Genomic DNA, 17663 nt, shown 5'->3' on the forward strand with positions numbered 1-17663 from the left:
AATGTGACGCCACCATGACCGCGCTGACCGAACACGATGCCATCGTCGAAATCACCCCCTCGGCGGGGGTTCAGGTCGCGCGCCACGGTTGGCGGGCGAAGTGCCTGCAGCGGCTGGTGCGGATGAACCTGCCGGTGCCGACGAGCTTCGCGATTTCGTCGGACGCGGTCCGGGCGATTGCCGCGGGCCAGATGCTGGACCGTTCGCGCCTGGCGGCCATCATCGAGCGGGCCGAGGGGCTTGTGAGCGTTCGGCCCTCGGCGGCTAATCCGGCCTGGGGCGGCCCGGGTACGGTTCTGAATGTGGGCATCAACGATGCTTGCCACGCCCGCCTGGTCGAAACGCGCGGCAAGGCGGCGGCCGATGCGCTTTATCTGGGCTTCGTCCAGTCCTACGCAATCCATGTCGCGCGTCTGGATCCTGACATGTTTTCGGACAGTGGCGGGGACCTGGGGGTGGCGCTGCGTGCGTACGAGGCCGAAACCGACGAGGAATTTCCGCAGGACCCCACACGCCAGCTGGCCGAAGTGCTGCGCAGCATGGCGCGGGCCTGGGATGGACCGACGGCAAGGTTGCTGCGCCAGGCCAAGGGTGCGCCCCCGGTCGCGCCGCTGGGGCTGATCGTTCAGGACATGGCGCTTGCCATCGGGCCGGGCGTCACGGGGTCGGGTTCGATCCAGCTTATCGACAGCATGACGGGAATGCCGCGTATCACCGGAAGATTCCGGGGGCAGATGCAGGGACGGGCCAAGGGGCAGGGGGCTGAAACCCTCTACCTGACCCGAGATCCCCGCGGACCCTCGCTTGAGGAGGCCGCGCCCGAAGTCTTTGCCGATCTCGTCCGATATGGCGTCGCCGCCCGCGAGCGTTTGCGCGAAGAGATGCAGGTCGAATTCGTCGTCTCCGACAGCAAGCTTGCGATCATCGACGCGGTCAGGGTGCCGCGTTCATCCCGAGCCGGTGTGCGTATCGCCGTGGCCCTGGCCCGTGACGGGGTCATCCCGGCCGAGGAAGCGGTGATGCGGATCGAACCGCGCGCTCTTTCCGATCTGCTGCATTACCAGGTTGATCCGAATGCGCCTCGCGATCTCATAGCGAAGGGGATCAACGCAAGCCCCGGCGCCGCAACCGGTCAGATCGTCTTCACCGCCGCCGCGGCGCAGGCTGCCGAGGCGCGGGGTGAGCGGTCGGTGCTGATCCGCCGCGAAACCGTTCCAGAAGACATTCGCGGCATGCACGCTGCCGTCGCCGTTCTGACCGAGCGCGGCGGGATGACCAGCCATGCTGCGGTCATCGCGCGCGGTATCGGTCTTCCTTGCATTGTCGGGGCATCGGGGATTTCCATCGATTTGCGCGCGCGGACGATGCAGGCGGATGGGCGCACCTTTCACGAAGGTGAGCTGATCACCATCGACGGCACCTCGGGCGAGGTTCTTGCGGGTGAGGCCGAGATGCTTGAACCCGCGCTCGACGACAGTTTCAACCAGCTTCTGGAATGGGCAGACGAGCTGTGCCGCATCCGCATCCGCGCGAATGCCGACACGCCCGAGGATGCCCGAACGGCCCGCATGTTCAATGCGCAGGGCATCGGTCTTTGCCGCACCGAGCACATGTTCTTTGACGATGAGCGTCTGCCGGCGATGCGCGAGATGATCTTCGCCGAGCACCCCGAGGACCGTCGCCTGTCGCTCGAACGGCTTCTGCCGATGCAGCGGGGCGACTTCATCAAGCTTTTCGAGATCATGGCGGGGCTTCCGGTCACGATCCGGCTGTTCGATCCGCCCTTACATGAATTCCTGCCCCATGACCGCGAAGGAATGCGCGAACTGGCGGAGTCGTTGGACCTGCCGCTTTCGGACGTGACACGTCGGGTCGAGGCCCTGTCCGAATTCAACCCCATGCTGGGCATGCGCGGCGTCAGGCTGGGGATCACTGTGCCCGAGATCTACGACATGCAGGCGCGGGCAATCTTTGAGGCGACCATCCAGGCGAGCCATAACGGTGCGCCCGTCGTTCCCGAAATCATGATCCCGCTGGTCAGCGCCCGGCGCGAGGTCGAACTGGTCAAGACCCGCATCGACGCGGTCGCTGCCGCGGTTCGAAACGAGACGCGCAAGGATTTCACCTATCGGCTGGGCGTGATGGTCGAGACGCCGCGGGCCGCATTGCGGGCGGGCGAGATCGCCGAGCATTCGTCTTTCCTGTCCTTCGGCACGAACGATCTGACGCAGATGACCTATGGCCTGTCGCGCGACGATGCCGGGCGGTTCATGGGCACCTATGTCGGGCAGGGGGTCTATGCCGACGATCCGTTCCACATCCTCGACCAGGACGGTGTCGGCGAACTGGTTGCAATCGGGACGGAACGCGCGCGCGCCCAGTCTCCGGGCATCACCATTTCGGTCTGCGGCGAGCATGGCGGCAACCCTGAATCGATCGCCTTCTGCTTGCGCGCCGGTGTCAATTACGTGTCATGTTCGCCCTTCCGCGTGCCCGTCGCGCGGTTGGCTGCGGCACAGGAATCGATCCTGATGCAGCGCGATGCGGCTGAAAATCCGTCCTAGGCCGTGACCACAGAGTCACCAGTTCTGGCCGAATCCTGCCCGTTGGCGTTTTTTGGGTCGGCGGGTTTCCGCTGGAATCAGGGCACTTAGACGGATTCGCTGCATACAAGAGGATTATGGGCTGGATAGCCGCCGCTCGATTCGGGTCATTAACGATCAGCGAACGGGCCCGAAGCGGCCTATCAGATCAACCCCGTCCGGACAGTGAGCCGGGTTCCTTTGTAACAGGACCAACATGTCGACACCTTTGTCATGGCTGGCGCGCGTTTCCCTGTGTGTAGCTATTGCGCTTTCCTCCGTCGTTGCTGTTCCGGCCAATGCCGAAACCCAACCTCGTGAAAACACCAAGACCGGTTCCTCCAAGGTGAGCAGCACCGATCTTCAATGCCTCTCCGAAGCTCTCTACTTCGAGGCCCGTGGCGAGGGCTCGCAGGGCCAGCGTGCCGTTGCCGAGGTCATTCTCAACCGCGTGGATCACCCAAAGTTCCCGAAAACCGTCTGCGGCGTCGTGAACCAGAAGGGCCAGTTCACCTATCGCAAGACCCGCATCCGCGAGCAGGGCGCCTTCGTCCGGGCGCAAAAGATTGCCACGACCGCGCTTCAGGGCGGGCCGCGCAACCTGACCAAAGGTGCCACCTATTTCCACACCCGTGCCGTGCGCCCGTCCTGGTCGCGCCGGTTCGAACGCACCGCGCATATTGGCAGCCACTACTTCTACCGCTCGGATCGGCGGCTGGCCGCCAACTGATCGCCTGACGCAGTTTTGCCCGATCTGTTACGGCCCCGTCCCTTGCGGCGGGGCCGTTTTCCTGAGAAATGCTTCGGCATGAACAGTCCCGATCGCATTCACCTGCGCGACTACGTCGTTTCGGCGGAAATCGGCGCCTTCCAGACCGAGCGGGGACACGCCCAGCGTCTGCGTTTCAATGTCGACGTCGAATTGGCTACGCTGGTCGTCGGTGCAGATGACGAAGTGGACAGCATTCTCAGTTATGACGTGCTGACGGGGGCCGTGGCCGCAGGTTTGGCTGATCGTCGTTACGATCTGCTTGAGACGCTGGCCGAGAAGATCGCCGCGCAGGTTCTGGTGCATCCCCGGGCTGCGCGCGTAACGGTGACGGTCGAAAAGCTTGACCGGATCCCTGGCGCCCTGGGAGTTACCCTGACCCGCAACCGGGCACTGGTCGCTGCCGAAGAGATCTCCGCGCCGATCCGTGTCATCTTCCACGGCGCTCCGGTGAACTTGCCTGACATGGCCGCCGTTCTCGTGCCGGACGATCCGTGCCTGCCCTTGCCAGAAGGCGGAAATGAACGCGAAATCGCCTTGCTCGCGCTTGATCAGGCGGCGTGGGCTCTAGCCGGGCGGCTGGGTCTGACCGTCGCCGACAGCCGGACCGAACTTGACTGGGCGGCGACCGAGGGACGGGCGGTGGTCTGGGCGCCTGCCCGAATGGTCCGCGATATCGCGACTGTGGCCGCATGTTCGACCGACCTGGCCTTCTGGCTTGCCGACCGCCTTCATGCCGAACGGTTGGAATGGTCGCTGGCCGACGGGGTGGCTCTGCCTCAGGCACCGCAAGGGTTCACCATTCCCACGGACCGGCATTGATCCTTTCCTTGCGCGGGGCGCGCGTGCCGCGGCTCCCTGCACCGCCTGAAACGAGAAGTCGACGACCATGTCCCAAGCCTATTACCGACCGATTCCCGTCGAGCATGGGCGCTGGCAACTCGCCGGCGGCTGGATAGGCTTTTCGCACTGCGAGTTGCTGCGTCGAGGAGAGCCGCCCATTGTGGTGGATAAGATCCCGAGCGATCTGCTGGCCCGCCTGACCGCCCCGCGCTGCAAGGTGCTGGGGATGTCAATGGAGCGGCCTCGGATCATGGGAATCGTGAACGCGACGCCGGACAGCTTTTCGGACGGAGGAAGTTATCATCCTGTCGAGCAGGCCCGGAAACTGGTCGCGCAGGGTGCGGAAATCCTTGATATCGGCGGCGAATCGACCCGGCCCGGATCACGGGAGGTGCCATCGCAAGAAGAAATCGCCCGCATTGCGCCCGTGGTTTCGGCGGCCCGGCACCTCGCCCCGATCTCGGTCGATACGCGCAAGGCCCCCGTGGCGTTGGCGGCCATCCAGGCTGGCGCCGGGCTGGTCAACGACGTTTCGGGTCTTGATTTCGATCCGGACATGGCGGGGGTCGTCGCACGAGCGGGCGTGCCGGTCTGCATCATGCATGCACAGGGCGTTCCAGAGACGATGCAGGACGATCCGAGCTATGGTGATGTGCTGCTCGACGTCTACGACGCCCTGGCCGAGCGGGTTGCGCGGGCCGAACAGGCGGGAATCCCCCGGGACATGATCGTCGTCGATCCCGGCATTGGTTTTGGCAAGACCGAGGCGCATAATCTTGCCATCCTGCGGCGAATTTCGCTGTTTCATGGTTTGGGTTGCGTCGTGCTGCTGGGAGTTTCGCGCAAGCGGTTCATCGGCAGTATCGCCGGGGCGGAACGTGCGGCCGATCGGGTGGCCGGGACGTTGGCCGTGACGCTGGCCGGGGTCGCGCAGGGCATACAGATCCACCGCGTTCATGACGTGGAAGAAACAAGGCAGGGCTTCGCCCTTTGGCGGGCCGTGACCGGGGAGGGTGAATGAGCAGGAAACTTTTCGGAACGGATGGCGTCCGGGGGCGAGCGAACACGCATCCGATGACCGCCGAGATGGCGCTGCGCCTGGGCGCGGCCGCCGGACGGTATTTCCGCCGCAACGGGCAGGACAGGCACCGTGTGGTGATCGGCAAGGATACCCGCCTGTCGGGCTATATGCTGGAAAATGCGCTGACGGCGGGACTGACCTCGACGGGCATGAATGTCTTGCTGCTGGGGCCGGTCCCGACCCCTGCAGTGGGCTATCTCACGCGTTCGATGCGGGCCGATGTGGGCATCATGATTTCGGCCAGTCACAACCCGGCCGTCGATAACGGCATCAAGTTCTTCGGTCCCGACGGGTTCAAGTTGTCCGACGAAGCAGAGGCCGAGATCGAGGCGATCGTCGCGGGCGAAATCGTTCCCGCGCAGCCACAGAATATCGGACGCGCCAAGCGCATCGACGATGGCCGAGGCCGCTATGTCGAATATGCCAAGACCACTTTTCCGGTGGGTCACCGGCTTGATGGGCTCAAGGTCGTGGTCGATTGCGCAAATGGCGCTGCCTATCGCGCGGCCCCCGATGTCTTGTGGGAACTGGGGGCCGAGGTGATTGCCCTTGGGGTTTCACCCAATGGCAACAACATCAACGACGGCGTAGGCTCGACTCATCCCGAGGCCTGCGCGCGCGCGGTTCTGGAACATGGCGCGGATATGGGGATCAGCCTCGATGGTGACGCCGACCGGGTGATGATCGTCGATGAAAAGGGACAGGTTGCCGATGGTGACCAGATCATGGCGCTCTTGGCTGGCCGTTGGGCCGAGCAGGGGCGGCTGCGGGGCGGCGCCCTGGTCGCCACTGTCATGTCGAACCTTGGGCTGGAGCGTTTCCTTCAAGGACGCGGCTTGCGGCTCGAACGGACCGCCGTGGGCGATCGCTATGTCGTCGAGCGCATGCGCGGTGCGGGCTTCAACCTTGGCGGCGAACAGTCGGGCCATATCGTGATGACCGATTACGCGACGACGGGCGACGGGCTGATCGCGGGGCTGCAATTCCTTGCAGCGCTGTCGGACAGTGGTCGCAAGGCATCCGAACTTGTCGCGCAGTTCGAGCCCGTGCCCCAGTTGCTGAAGAACGTGCGCTATCAGGCGGGGGCCGATCCCTTGTCCACCGCAGAGGTCAAGGCCGAGATCGCCCGTGCCGAGGCGCGGTTGAACGGATCGGGACGGGTGCTCATACGCAAATCGGGAACCGAGCCGCTGATCCGCGTCATGGCCGAAGCCGAGGACGAAACGGTCCTGCGCGAAGTGGTCGAAGGGATTGTCGCGGCGGTGGAACGCGCGGCCTAAGCTGCCGTGGTCGGGTCATAGTCGTAGATCCAGGCAAAGCGCTCGATCAGGTGACCGGGCGCCAGCCGGGACAGGACACGCAATCCACCATGTGCCACAGCTCGTGCCGGGCCGCGAAGATGGTAATTCCGCGCATTGCCATTCGCGGCCTGCACGATGCGCCGGCAACGAGGACGACGCAGGTTCTCGAAATGTGCGAGGGCTGTGGTCAGATCGGGCTGGCTTTCAAGGCAGGCTGCCAGCACCCAGGCATCCTCGATTGCCATGACCGCACCCTGTGCCATGAAGGGCAAGGTCGGATGGGCGGCATCCCCGATCAGGACCACGGCGGGTCCCGTCCCGTCGGCACGATACCAGTGCTCTGCGACGGGGTGGCGGAACAATCCCCATAGTCCGACCTCCTCGACGCGGGAAAGCCAGTCAGGGACCGGCCCCCCGAAGCGCGAGAAATTGGACCGAAGCTCGTTCGGATCGCCGGGATGCGACCAGCCTTCGTCATGCCAATCGGGTCGCTCCATCACGGCGACAATGTTGCGCATTCCGCCTGCAAGCCGGTAGCTGACGACATGTCGCCCAGGCCCCATGAAGATCTGGGCCGCGTGATCCGAGGGGCTTTCGTCACGGATCAGGGTTCGCCAAGCGGTCTGACCCGTGAAAAACGGCGCCTCGAATCCGTTCAGAAGCGGACGTATGCGGCTTTTGACGCCGTCGGCACCGACGACCAGATCGCTATCTTCAGGAATTTCGCGGATGTCGTGGCCCAGCTCGATCTTCACGCCCGCCTCGCGCGCGCTGGTTTCCAGCATTTCGACGAGACGCGCGCGATGGACCAGCCGGAAGCGATCGTTCGGGCGGAAGCGCGCGAGGTCGAGCCCGGCAACCAGGCCGCCACCCATGTCCCGCAACTCGACCCGTTCCGAGGGAAGGCTGATTGCCTCGAACCGCGACCAGAGACCAAGCGCCTCGATGACGCGTGCGGCATTGGGGGAAATCTGAAGACCCGCGCCGACTTCGCGCAGCGCGCCGGCACGCTCGAGCACCCGAACCTGGGCACCACGATGCGCCAGGGCGCAGGCGGCTGTCAGGCCTGCGACGCCTGCGCCGACAATGGTGACGGAAAGCGTCATCGGACGGGGCATGCAAGATCACCCGGACATTAAAAAAACCGCCTATCGGCGGCAAGGTGCACCGCCGACAAAAAGGGGTGCCTATCGATCAGTCGTCGCGGTAAACGCGTTCCTTGCGCTCGTGCTTTTCTTGCGCTTCCAGCGTCATGGTGGCGGTGGGTCGCGCGTCGAGCCGCTTGAGACTGATGGGTTCGCCGGTCATTTCGCAGTAACCATACTCACCGGTCTCGATCCGTCGCAGGGCCGCGTCGATCTTGTTGACGAGCTTTCGTTGACGATCGCGGGTCCGCAATTCGAGAGAACGATCCGTTTCCTCCGAGGCGCGGTCTGCGAGATCGGGCACATTGCGCGCACTGTTCTGCAGGCCTTCGAGCGTTTCGGCTGACTGATCCAGGAGTTCTTGCTTCCAGGCGATCAGCTTGCGGCGAAAATACTCGAGCTGCCGTTCGTTCATGAAAGGTTCGTCTTCGGCGGGGCGATAGTCTTCGGGCAGGAAAGTTTGGGCTTTCATAGTTCCTCCGGGAGCCGGGCGCCTGTATGCCAGCTCCTTGCGGCCCGCATAAAGTATGGTGCGCGACTTGTCACTAGCCCTTTCCGGCATGTTTCTCGGCTGCGCTTGCGCAGCCACAACATGCTGCGTAGTCTCGCGCAGGTTGCGCAAAGGACAGGCGGATGCAGTTTTCCTCGACAAAATCTTATGTTGCTCCGCCCGATCTGACGGTCGCCGTGAACGCCGCGATCACGCTTGAACGCCCGCTTCTGGTCAAGGGAGAGCCGGGGACGGGCAAGACTGAGCTTGCCCGGCAGGTGGCGCAAAGCCTTGACCTGCCGATCATCGAATGGAACGTGAAATCCACGACCCGCGCGCAGCAGGGGCTTTATGAATATGATGCCGTCTCGCGTCTGCGCGACAGCCAGTTGGGCGATGCGCGGGTTCATGACATCGCGAACTATATCCGCAAGGGCAAGCTTTGGCAGGCATTCGAGGCTGAGGCCAAGGTCGTGCTGCTGATCGACGAGATCGACAAGGCCGATATCGAGTTTCCGAACGACCTGCTTCAGGAACTGGACCGGATGGAGTTTCATGTCTACGAGACGGGCGAGGCAATTCGCGCGCGCCAGCGTCCGATCGTCATCATCACTTCGAACAATGAAAAGGAGCTGCCGGACGCCTTTCTGCGCCGCTGCTTTTTCCACTATATCCGCTTCCCTGACGAGGGCACGCTGAAGCGGATCGTCGAAGTTCATTTCCCCAACCTGAAGCCCCGTCTTCTGGACGAGGCGCTGACGCAGTTTCTGGAGCTGCGCGATGTGCAGGGGTTGAAGAAGAAGCCTTCGACCAGCGAGTTGCTGGATTGGCTGAAGCTGATCCTCGCCGAAGATCTGGCACCAGAGGATCTGCGCCGCCCAGCCGGAGAAATGCTGCCCAAGCTGCACGGTGCGCTCTTGAAGAACGAACAGGACGTGGCCTTGTTCGAACGCCTTGCATTCATGGCGCGGCGGCAGCGATGATCCGGGCCGTGCGCGCGACCGATCGTGCCGAGTGGGAACTGCTGTATCAGGGATATCAGGCTTTCTACGGCTTTCCCGACAGGTCCGAAGCCTTCTACGACAAGGCGTTCACCCGATTGATGAGGGATGATCCTCGGGATTTCCGCGGGATCGTTGCCGAGCAGCATGGCAAGCTGTTGGGGCTCGTTCATTTCGTCTTTCACCCGAACCTCTGGCGCGATGAGGGCGTCTGCTATCTGCAGGATCTGTTCACGAGCCCGGAGTCGCGAGGCAAGGGGATCGGCCGGGCACTTATCGAGGCAGTCTATGCCGAAGCCGACGAGGCCGGAGTTCCCGCCGTCTATTGGCTGACGGCCGAGGACAATTACGCAGGTCGGATGCTTTACGACCGGGTGGCGGTAAAATCGCCCTTCATTCGCTACAATCGCAAGTCCTGAATGAGAAAACGGCCCCTGAAGGGGGCCGCCAAGGGTTCTTGCCGTTTTCCTTTTATCGTAGGCCCGTCTCTTCCAGCAGGCCCTTGCGCTTGGCTTCATAGTAGTAGCCACGCGAATACCATTTCACGGCAGCGTCCTGATTTCCGTCCGCCACCAGATATGCGCCGCGAAGATACTTGACGCCATACTTGAGATTGGTTTCCGCATCGAGCAGCCCGTTGGCCGAGCCGCCATAACCCATCCCGCGCGCGGTCGCGGGCAGGATCTGCATCAGGCCGTAATAGGGACCATTGCGCGCGCCCGGGCGGTGATGCGACTCGCGGATGATGACGCGATGGACCAGTTCGGGTGGAACCTGATACTCGGCCGAATACTTATTGATGAGACGGCGCAGTTCCGGGGTCTCATTGACATGAAGGCCGATCGTGTCGGCGGCCGAGGCGCGGGGCTCGACCAGATAACGGCGGTCGGGATCAACCCGGTTATCGCCGCATGCGCTCAGCGCAAGAACGCCACCCAGCGCCAGCATACCGATCAGGGATTTCATGACTGCCCTCGAATTATCGTTGTCGAAGACTGTAGCCCCGGCTGTCCGACACGAGAAATCATAAGATAAGGGTCGTTCCATGGAGAACGGCCCTTCGGCGGAATCTCGCCGCCGTTTGGCGGCGAGTCCGGTGGTATTTTGCCGATCAGACGTGAATTGCGCCGCCGCCACAGGCAAGCGCGGCCTCGCGCACCGCTTCCGAGCAGGTCGGGTGGGCGTGGCAGGTCAGCGCGATGTCCTGGGCCGAGGCGCCGAATTCCATCGCGACGCAAACTTCGTGGATCATCTCACCGGCATTCGGGCCGATGATGTGGCAGCCCAGCACGCGGTCGGTTTCCGCGTCGACGACCATCTTGACGAAGCCTTCGGCCTGGAACAGGGCTTTGGCGCGGGCATTACCCATGAAGGGGAACTTGCCGACCTTGACCTTGCGGCCAGATTCCTTGGCGGTCTCTTCCGTCAGGCCGACCGAGGCAACTTCGGGGGTGGTGTAGATCACGCCCGGGATGACCGCGTAGTTCACGTGGCCATGCTTGCCGGCGATGACTTCGGCAACCGCCATGCCCTCGTCCTCGGCCTTGTGGGCGAGCATCGGGCCCGGAACGGCGTCGCCGATCGCGTAGATGCCCTTGACCGAGGTCTGCCAATGGTCGTCGACCTTCACCATTCCGCGCTCGTTCAGCTCAACGCCGACCTTGTCGAGGCCAAGGCCCGCAACATAGGGACGCCGGCCCGTGGCGACGAGCACGGTTTCGGCCTCGATCACGTGCTCGCTGTCGTCCTTGCGCAGCTTATAGGCGACTTTCGCGGCTCCGTCTTCGACGGTGGTGCCCGAAACGGCGGCGCCAAGGACGAATTTAAGGCCCTGCTTGGTCAGGATCTTCTGGAACTGCTTCTGAACCTCGCCGTCCATGCCGGGCGTGATCGCGTCTAGGAATTCGACGACCGTGACTTCGGCGCCGAGGCGGGCATAAACCGAGCCGAGTTCAAGGCCAATGACGCCGGCGCCGATCACGACCATGCTTTTCGGGATCTTCGGCAGGGCCAGAGCGCCGGTCGAATCGACGACGACACCGGCTTCGTTGTCGACCTCGACACCCTTGAGGCTGGACGGCTCGGAACCCGAGGCGATGACGATGTTCTTCGTCTCATAGGTGGTGTCACCGACCTTGACCTTGCCCGCGGCCTCGATCTCGGCCCAGCCCTTGATCCAGTCGATCTTGTTTTTCTTGAACAGGAACTCGATGCCCTTGGTATTGCCCCCGACCGTTTCGGTCTTGTAGCCCTGCATCTTGGCCCAATCGACTTCGACATGGGCGCCCATCAGGCCCATCTTTTCGAAGTTCTCGTGAGTTTCGTGCAGCATGTGGCTTGCGTGCAGAAGGGCCTTGGACGGGATGCAACCCACGTTGAGGCAGGTGCCGCCGAGGGTTTCGCGGCCCTCGACGCAGGCGACCTTCAGGCCCAGCTGGGCGGCGCGGATCGCGCAGACATAGCCGCCGGGGCCGGCGCCGATCACGATCAGGTCATAGGTGGACATTGAGGTCTCCTTGCATCAGCCGGCGCGACTGTCCTGCGCCGGTTCGTTCATGTGAAGAGGGTGGTGACGATCATCACCAGGGTTGCGACAAAGCCCACCGCCCAGATCAGCGATCGCCAGGGCGACCAGCCCAGGGCATAGGCGGGGACATAAAGAATTCGGGCGAGAAGATAGAGCCAGGCGCAGATGGCCGTCAGCAGCCCGCCGGTATCGGTGACGATCACCAACACCACGGCGATGGTGAACAGCACCAACCCCTCGAAATGATTGTCGACGGCGCGCCGGAGGCGCCCCGTCCTGGCCGAGAACTCGGGCTGCTGGTCGCGCGGGCTTGCATTCCATTCGACGCCGGTGTCGCGGTTCATCGAGGCGCCGGCCAGTCCGATCTGGACGGCCTGCAGCAAGGCGGCAAGGGCAAGTGCGGTCGTTTCAGCCGACATCAAGCGGTCTCGACGAAATGGAACTCGGCGGCCAGAACGCCGGCCTGGCTGTTGAAGACACCGGCCGCTCCGTCGAGATATGCCTTGGCCTTCACCGCGTCGCCGATCTGGTACAATGCCCAGGCATCGGCATCCGTCTCGCGCCAGAGTTGCAGCAAGGACAGACCGTTATTGCTGCGATCTTCGGCATCCGCGTCGAATTGGGTCCGAAAGCGCGCGTAATCGGCGAGTTTGTAATGGGCGATCATCTGGCTCATGGCATCACTCCTTGGCTTCGATCCGGAACCGCAAGAGGCGAATAGTGGCGGCCCGATGCGTCTCAACGGGACAGGCCGGAAAGAGTTGCGCAGCCCCGCAAGCCGGGGCCGCGCCGTGCCTTCTGTGCCGCAGCGGCGGCATGGCGGGGGCAGTGCGCGCCCCCGGCAAGGATCAGAGATCCATCAGCAGGCGGCGGGGATCTTCCAGCGCTTCCTTGACGCGCACGAGGAAGGTCACGGCGCCCTTGCCGTCGACGATGCGGTGATCGTAGCTCAGCGCCAGGTACATCATCGGGCGGATGACGATCTGGCCGTCCACGACGACCGGGCGTTCCTGGATCTTGTGCATCCCGAGAATACCCGATTGCGGCGGGTTCAGGATCGGCGAGGACATCAGCGAGCCATAGACGCCGCCATTCGAAATGGTGAAGGTGCCGCCCTGCATTTCTGCCATGGTCAGCTTGCCGTCACGGCCCTTGGCACCGAGTTCACCGATCTCTTTCTCGATCTGGGCAAAGCTCTTCTGGTCGGCATCGCGGACGACCGGAACGACCAGGCCATTCGGCGTGCCGACGGCGACGCCCATATGGACGAAATGCTTGTAGACGACATCGCCGCCATCGATCTCGGCGTTGACTTCCGGGACCTCTTTCAGCGCGTGGCAGCAGGCCTTCACGAAGAAGGACATGAAGCCCAGCTTCACCTTGTGCTTCTTCTCGAACTGATCCTTGTAGGTGTTGCGCAGTTCCATGACGCCCGACATGTCCACCTCGTTATAGGTGGTCAGCATCGCGGCGGTGTTCTGCGCATCCTTCAGCCGGCGTGCGATGGTGGCGCGCAGGCGGGTCATCTTGACGCGCTCTTCACGGGCGGCGTCCTCGGCCGAGGACGGCGAGCGCGGAGCGGCGGCAGGGGTCGGGGCGACGGAAGCGGCCGGTGCCGAACCCGCGCGGGCGACATCTTCCTTCATCACACGGCCATCGCGGCCGGTTCCGGTCACCGCATCGCGCGAGATGCCGGCTTCGGCCATGGCCTTCTTGGCCGAGGGAGCATCTTCCACATCCTTGCGCGCGGCAGGCGTTTCGGGGCCGGCGCCGGGCGAGGCGACGGCTGCGGCCTTTTTCGCTTCGGGTTCGGCGGATTTCGCCGGTGCAGCCCCGGCGGCACCCTCGGTGATGACAGCAAGCTTGGCAGTCGCGTCGACGGTTGCGCCTTCCTCGGCCAGGATTTCGGCCAGAACGCCCGCAGCGGGGGCAGGAACCTCGACCGAAACCTTGTCGGTTTCCAGTTCGCACAGCATCTCATCCTGCGCGACGGCATCGCCGACCTTCTTGAACCAGGTCGCCACGGTGGCTTCGGTGACGCTTTCGCCCAGGGTGGGCACCATCACGTCGACGGATTTTCCGCTCATCTTTTTCTGTCCTTCCTGGGGCTTCGTGCCCGTTTCTGCCTTGGGCAACATTTCTTCGGGGCCAGCGTTCCCCACTTCCGCAATCTGGGCGAGCAAGGCGTTGGGCGTGACCGTTTCGCCTTCGGCGGCGACGATCTCGGCCAGCTTGCCGGCCGCCGGCGACGGAACCTCGACCGTCACCTTGTCGGTTTCCAGCTCGCAGAGCATTTCATCCACGGCCACCGTGTCACCCGGTTTCTTGAACCAGGTGGCGACGGTTGCTTCGGACACGGATTCCCCCAGCGTGGGGACGCGTACTTCGATTGCCATTTCACTCCCCGATGGTGATGGCTTCGTTCACAAGGGCCTCCTGCTCGGCCTTGTGGCGCGAAGCAAGACCCGTAGCGGGCGAGGCAGATGCGGCGCGACCGACATAGCGCGGACGGGCGTGCTTGGCGCCAATGCGCGACAGAACCCACTCGATATTCGGCTCGACAAAAGTCCAGCCGCCCTGGTTCTTGGGCTCTTCCTGGCACCAGACGACCTCGGCTTCCTTGAAGCGCTCGAGCTCTTTCGACATGGCCTGGGCGGGGAACGGATAGAACTGTTCCAGACGCATCAGGTAGACATCGTCGGCACCGGCGGCATCGCGCGCTGCCAGCAGGTCATAGTAGACCTTGCCCGAACAGATCACGACGCGCTTGATTTCGGCATCGGGCTTCAGCGTCAGGTCCGAACGGCCGCGTTCCGCATCATCCCAAAGCACGCGGTGGAAGGTCGAGCCCGTCTGGAATTCCTCGGCCTTCGAGATCGCAAGCGGGTGACGCAGCAGCGATTTCGGCGTCATCAGGACCAGCGGCTTGCGGAACGGACGCTTAAGCTGGCGGCGCAGGATGTGGAAGTAGTTCGCAGGGGTCGTGCAGTTCGCGACGATCCAGTTGTCCTCGGCCGACAACTGAAGGAAGCGTTCCAGACGCGCCGAGCTGTGCTCGGGGCCCTGGCCTTCGAAACCGTGCGGCAGCAGCATGACGAGGCCCGACATGCGCAGCCATTTCTTTTCGCCCGAGTTGATGAACTGGTCGAACATGATCTGCGCGCCGTTGGCAAAGTCGCCGAACTGCGCTTCCCAAAGCGTCAGGGCATTCGGCTCGGCCAGCGAGTAGCCGTATTCAAAGCCCAGCACCGCGTATTCCGACAGCATCGAGTCGATGACTTCATAGCGCGCCTGACCGCCACGGATGTGATTGAGCGGGTAGTAACGCTCTTCGGTGGATTGATCGACGATACCCGAATGACGCTGCGAGAAGGTGCCGCGGGTCGAATCCTGACCTGCAAGGCGCACCGGGTGGCCTTCGAGCACGAGCGAGCCAAAGGCCAGCGCTTCGCCGGTCGCCCAGTCGAAGCCTTCCCCCTTTTCGAACATCTGCTTCTTAGAATCGAGAAGACGACCGACGGTCTTGTGCAGTTCGAAGCCTTCGGGAACCCGGGTCAGCGCGGTCCCGATCTCGGCCATCGTCTCGGAAGAGATTCCGGTCGAGCCGGCATTGTATTCGGCGCCCTCGATCTCGAGCCCCGACCATTTGCCATCCAGCCAGTCAGCCTTGTTCGGCTTGAAGTTCTTGCCGACCTCGAACTCCTCGTTCAGGTGCGACTGGAACGCGGCCTTCATCTCTTCGATCTCGCCTTCCGGCACGAGGCCCTCGGCAACCAGGCGATCGGTATAGAGCTGGAGCGTCGTCTTGTGACCCTTGATGGCCTTGTACATCTGCGGGTTGGTGAACATCGGCTCATCGCCTTCGTTATGACCGAAGCGGCGGTAGCAGATGATATCCAGGACCACGTCCTTGTGGAATTTCTGGCGGAACTCGGTCGCCACGCGCGCGGCATGGACCACCGCTTCCGGGTCGTCACCATTCACGTGGAAGATCGGGGCTTCGACCATCAGCGCGATATCGGTGCAATAGGGCGAGGTGCGCGAGAAATGCGGCGCGGTCGTGAAGCCGATCTGGTTGTTGACCACGATATGCATCGTGCCGCCGGTGCGGTGGCCGCGGATGCCCGAAAGCTGGAAGCATTCCGCAACCACGCCCTGACCCGCGAAGGCCGCATCGCCATGCAGAAGGATCGGAAGCACGGCCGAACGGTAGGTCTGGTCCGACAACTGGTCCTGCTTGGCGCGGACCTTCCCCAGCACGACCGGGTTCACCGCCTCGAGATGCGAGGGGTTGGCGGTCAACGACAGGTGAACGGTGTTGTCGTCGAAAGTGCGGTCCGACGAGGCGCCGAGGTGATACTTCACGTCGCCCGACCCGTCCACGTCCTCGGGTTTGAAGCTGCCGCCCTGGAATTCGTGGAAGATCGCGCGATAGGGCTTCTGCATCACGTTGGCCAGGACCGACAGGCGGCCGCGGTGGGGCATCCCGATCACGACTTCCTTCACGCCGAGCGCGCCGCCGCGCTTGATGATCTGCTCCATCGCCGGGATCAGGGCTTCGCCGCCGTCAAGGCCGAAGCGCTTGGTACCCATGTACTTGACATGCAGGAACTTCTCGAAGCCCTCGGCCTCGACCAGCTTGTTCAGGATGGCGCGGCGGCCTTCGCGGGTGAAGGCGATTTCCTTGCCATAGCCCTCGATCCGCTCTTTCAGCCAGGCGGCTTCCTCGGGGTTCGAGATATGCATGAACTGGATGGCGAAGGTGCCGCAATAGGTGCGCTTCATCAGGTCGGTGATCTGGCGGATCGAGGCGATCTGCAGGCCCAGAACGTTGTCGATGAAGATCGGGCGATCCATGTCGGCCGCGGTGAAGCCGTAGGTTTCCGGGTTCAGTTCGCCATGGTCGGGAATGTCGCGCATGCCCAGCGGATCAAGATTGGCGTGCAGGTGGCCGCGAATCCGGAAGGCGCGGATCAGCATGATCGCGCGGATGCTGTCCAGAACGGCGCGCTTGAGCACATCGTCTGAAAGCTGGACGCCCTTTTCGCCCGCTTTCGCAGCGATCTTGTCCAACGCGGCCTTGGCCTCGGCCTTGGGCATCATCGGCCATTCGCCGGTCAGCGCCGAAGTCATTTCGTCCGTGGGTGCCGGCGGCCAGTCGGCGCGGCGCCAGCTTGCCCCCTTGGCTTCGCGGGTGACGGTGTTCTCGTCATCGCCGAGGCTGCGGAAGAACGCATCCCATGCCGCGTCGACGGCGGCGGGATCTTTCGCCCACTGGCCGTAGAGCTGCTCGACATAGACCGCGTTCTGGCCCTGCAGGAAGCTGGAGTCATGGAATGTTGCGTTGGGGGATTGATCGTTCATTTTGATCGTCCAGTTGCTTGCCGTCGCGCTCAGGCGGCTGGTGAAGTGGCGGGGCGACGGGCATGGCCGCCATCCGCTGGTCTGCGGGCTGTACGCGATTGGGACATGGCTTCAAGCCCGTTCACGCACAGATGATGTCGATCTTGGAGGCACCCGGATCGTCGAAGGGTGCATCCAGCGGCAGCCGCACGATTTGCGCGACCCGGCGACGCTCGAGGCCACAAAGGGCGCGTGCCGCCTGTTGTTCTGCTCCGGCCGGGGCGCGGCCGGGATGATAGATGAGCCGCCATCCCGCATCGTTGCGGTTGACCGTGCGCACGGCTTGCGACGGCAGGCCCGAAGCCTCGTGCAGGTTGGTCTTGGCGGGAATGCCACCAGGCAGGACAAGATCGGTCGGTGCGCGGCTGCAGCCCGAATTCAGGCTCAGCAGCAGCATTCCGGCCAGTGGTAAGGCAAGACGGTGACCATCACGCATGAAACCGCCATGGCCCTTGCCGGGCCCGACGGGCGTGTCATTGATGATCGCGTTGCGGTCCAATCCATCCACCTGCGGCGGTTGC

The 17663-nt window shown here is 63.5% G+C and carries 16 protein-coding genes; 7 read left to right on the forward strand and 9 right to left on the reverse strand.

The genetic code is table 11. The features are described from left to right. Window positions 1-14: 14 nt before the first annotated feature. From RGQ15_RS06275 to glmM, 5 genes are all read left to right on the forward strand, one after another. Window positions 15-2564, forward strand: a complete 2550-nt coding sequence (locus RGQ15_RS06275; RefSeq protein WP_311159360.1) for a putative PEP-binding protein — start codon at window positions 15-17, stop codon at window positions 2562-2564. Between the two features lie 235 nt (window positions 2565-2799). Further along, window positions 2800-3312, forward strand: a complete 513-nt coding sequence (locus RGQ15_RS06280; protein WP_311159361.1) for a cell wall hydrolase — start codon at window positions 2800-2802, stop codon at window positions 3310-3312. 78 nt (window positions 3313-3390) lie between these two features. Then, window positions 3391-4173, forward strand: coding sequence for a dihydroneopterin aldolase (locus RGQ15_RS06285; RefSeq protein ID WP_311159362.1), 783 nt, complete (start codon window positions 3391-3393; stop codon window positions 4171-4173). A gap of 67 nt (window positions 4174-4240) precedes the next feature. Next, the gene (gene folP, locus RGQ15_RS06290; protein WP_311159363.1) at window positions 4241-5215 is read left to right on the forward strand and encodes a dihydropteroate synthase; all 975 of its coding nucleotides are present in this window, start codon (window positions 4241-4243) and stop codon (window positions 5213-5215) included. Next, window positions 5212-6555, forward strand: coding sequence for a phosphoglucosamine mutase (glmM, locus tag RGQ15_RS06295; protein WP_311159364.1), 1344 nt, complete (start codon window positions 5212-5214; stop codon window positions 6553-6555). Before folP ends, glmM begins: the two co-directional genes overlap by 4 nt. Here the strand turns inward: glmM and RGQ15_RS06300 are convergent. Both RGQ15_RS06300 and dksA read right to left on the reverse strand, forming a co-directional pair. Beyond that, window positions 6552-7694 carry an FAD-dependent monooxygenase gene (locus RGQ15_RS06300; protein ID WP_409201304.1) on the reverse strand — a complete coding sequence of 381 codons (1143 nt, stop codon included), beginning with the start codon at window positions 7692-7694 and terminating at the stop codon, window positions 6552-6554. The two genes, glmM and RGQ15_RS06300, sit on opposite strands and share 4 nt — an antisense overlap. A gap of 76 nt (window positions 7695-7770) precedes the next feature. Beyond that, complete coding sequence (dksA, locus tag RGQ15_RS06305; protein ID WP_311159365.1) at window positions 7771-8193, reverse strand: RNA polymerase-binding protein DksA; 423 nt, start codon at window positions 8191-8193, stop codon at window positions 7771-7773. A gap of 161 nt (window positions 8194-8354) precedes the next feature. Between dksA and RGQ15_RS06310 the strand changes: the two genes are divergently transcribed. Further along, window positions 8355-9194: an AAA family ATPase gene (locus RGQ15_RS06310; protein WP_311159366.1), complete on the forward strand. Its 840-nt coding sequence runs from the start codon at window positions 8355-8357 to the stop codon at window positions 9192-9194. Then, window positions 9191-9631, forward strand: a complete 441-nt coding sequence (locus tag RGQ15_RS06315) for a GNAT family N-acetyltransferase (protein WP_311159367.1) — start codon at window positions 9191-9193, stop codon at window positions 9629-9631. The genes RGQ15_RS06310 and RGQ15_RS06315 overlap by 4 nt, the downstream gene beginning before the upstream one ends. Window positions 9632-9683: 52 nt before the next feature. Here the strand turns inward: RGQ15_RS06315 and RGQ15_RS06320 are convergent, their stop codons facing one another. The 7 genes from RGQ15_RS06320 to RGQ15_RS06350 all read right to left on the reverse strand — a co-directional run bounded on the left by RGQ15_RS06320 (window position 9684) and on the right by RGQ15_RS06350 (window position 17641). Beyond that, window positions 9684-10178 (reverse strand): lytic transglycosylase domain-containing protein, encoded by a 495-nt coding sequence (locus RGQ15_RS06320; RefSeq protein WP_311159368.1) that lies wholly within the window; start codon window positions 10176-10178, stop codon window positions 9684-9686. A gap of 145 nt (window positions 10179-10323) precedes the next feature. After that, complete coding sequence (gene lpdA, locus RGQ15_RS06325) at window positions 10324-11718, reverse strand: dihydrolipoyl dehydrogenase (RefSeq protein ID WP_311159369.1); 1395 nt, start codon at window positions 11716-11718, stop codon at window positions 10324-10326. A 47-nt stretch (window positions 11719-11765) separates the two neighbouring features. Next, window positions 11766-12158, reverse strand: coding sequence for an MAPEG family protein (locus RGQ15_RS06330; RefSeq protein ID WP_311159370.1), 393 nt, complete (start codon window positions 12156-12158; stop codon window positions 11766-11768). Next, window positions 12158-12415 (reverse strand): hypothetical protein, encoded by a 258-nt coding sequence (locus RGQ15_RS06335; RefSeq protein WP_311159371.1) that lies wholly within the window; start codon window positions 12413-12415, stop codon window positions 12158-12160. Before RGQ15_RS06335 ends, RGQ15_RS06330 begins: the two co-directional genes overlap by 1 nt. Window positions 12416-12587: 172 nt before the next feature. Then, window positions 12588-14135, reverse strand: a complete 1548-nt coding sequence (gene odhB, locus RGQ15_RS06340; protein WP_311159372.1) for a 2-oxoglutarate dehydrogenase complex dihydrolipoyllysine-residue succinyltransferase — start codon at window positions 14133-14135, stop codon at window positions 12588-12590. A 1-nt stretch (window position 14136) separates the two neighbouring features. Continuing rightward, entirely contained in the window at window positions 14137-17103 is a 2967-nt protein-coding gene (locus RGQ15_RS06345; RefSeq protein WP_311159373.1) for a 2-oxoglutarate dehydrogenase E1 component, read from the reverse strand. A gap of 121 nt (window positions 17104-17224) precedes the next feature. Further along, entirely contained in the window at window positions 17225-17641 is a 417-nt protein-coding gene (locus tag RGQ15_RS06350; protein ID WP_311159374.1) for a hypothetical protein, read from the reverse strand. Window positions 17642-17663: the final 22 nt, after the last annotated feature.

Origin of the sequence: Paracoccus sp. MBLB3053, from assembly GCF_031822435.1 — a bacterium.
Lineage (GTDB): Bacteria > Pseudomonadota > Alphaproteobacteria > Rhodobacterales > Rhodobacteraceae > Paracoccus > Paracoccus aurantius.

Bases quoted from the DNA above. Each gene is read 5' to 3' on its own strand.
- RGQ15_RS06275 (WP_311159360.1), top strand. From the start codon at position 15: ATGACCGCGCTGACCGAACACGATGCCATCGTCGAAATCACCCCCTCG.
- RGQ15_RS06280 (WP_311159361.1), top strand. From the start codon at position 2,800: ATGTCGACACCTTTGTCATGGCTGGCGCGCGTTTCCCTGTGTGTAGCT.
- RGQ15_RS06285 (WP_311159362.1), top strand. From the start codon at position 3,391: ATGAACAGTCCCGATCGCATTCACCTGCGCGACTACGTCGTTTCGGCG.
- folP (WP_311159363.1), top strand. From the start codon at position 4,241: ATGTCCCAAGCCTATTACCGACCGATTCCCGTCGAGCATGGGCGCTGG.
- glmM (WP_311159364.1), top strand. From the start codon at position 5,212: ATGAGCAGGAAACTTTTCGGAACGGATGGCGTCCGGGGGCGAGCGAAC.
- RGQ15_RS06300 (WP_409201304.1), bottom strand. From the start codon at position 7,694: ATGCCCCGTCCGATGACGCTTTCCGTCACCATTGTCGGCGCAGGCGTC.
- dksA (WP_311159365.1), bottom strand. From the start codon at position 8,193: ATGAAAGCCCAAACTTTCCTGCCCGAAGACTATCGCCCCGCCGAAGAC.
- RGQ15_RS06310 (WP_311159366.1), top strand. From the start codon at position 8,355: ATGCAGTTTTCCTCGACAAAATCTTATGTTGCTCCGCCCGATCTGACG.
- RGQ15_RS06315 (WP_311159367.1), top strand. From the start codon at position 9,191: ATGATCCGGGCCGTGCGCGCGACCGATCGTGCCGAGTGGGAACTGCTG.
- RGQ15_RS06320 (WP_311159368.1), bottom strand. From the start codon at position 10,178: ATGAAATCCCTGATCGGTATGCTGGCGCTGGGTGGCGTTCTTGCGCTG.
- lpdA (WP_311159369.1), bottom strand. From the start codon at position 11,718: ATGTCCACCTATGACCTGATCGTGATCGGCGCCGGCCCCGGCGGCTAT.
- RGQ15_RS06330 (WP_311159370.1), bottom strand. From the start codon at position 12,158: ATGTCGGCTGAAACGACCGCACTTGCCCTTGCCGCCTTGCTGCAGGCC.
- RGQ15_RS06335 (WP_311159371.1), bottom strand. From the start codon at position 12,415: ATGAGCCAGATGATCGCCCATTACAAACTCGCCGATTACGCGCGCTTT.
- odhB (WP_311159372.1), bottom strand. From the start codon at position 14,135: ATGGCAATCGAAGTACGCGTCCCCACGCTGGGGGAATCCGTGTCCGAA.
- RGQ15_RS06345 (WP_311159373.1), bottom strand. From the start codon at position 17,103: ATGAACGATCAATCCCCCAACGCAACATTCCATGACTCCAGCTTCCTG.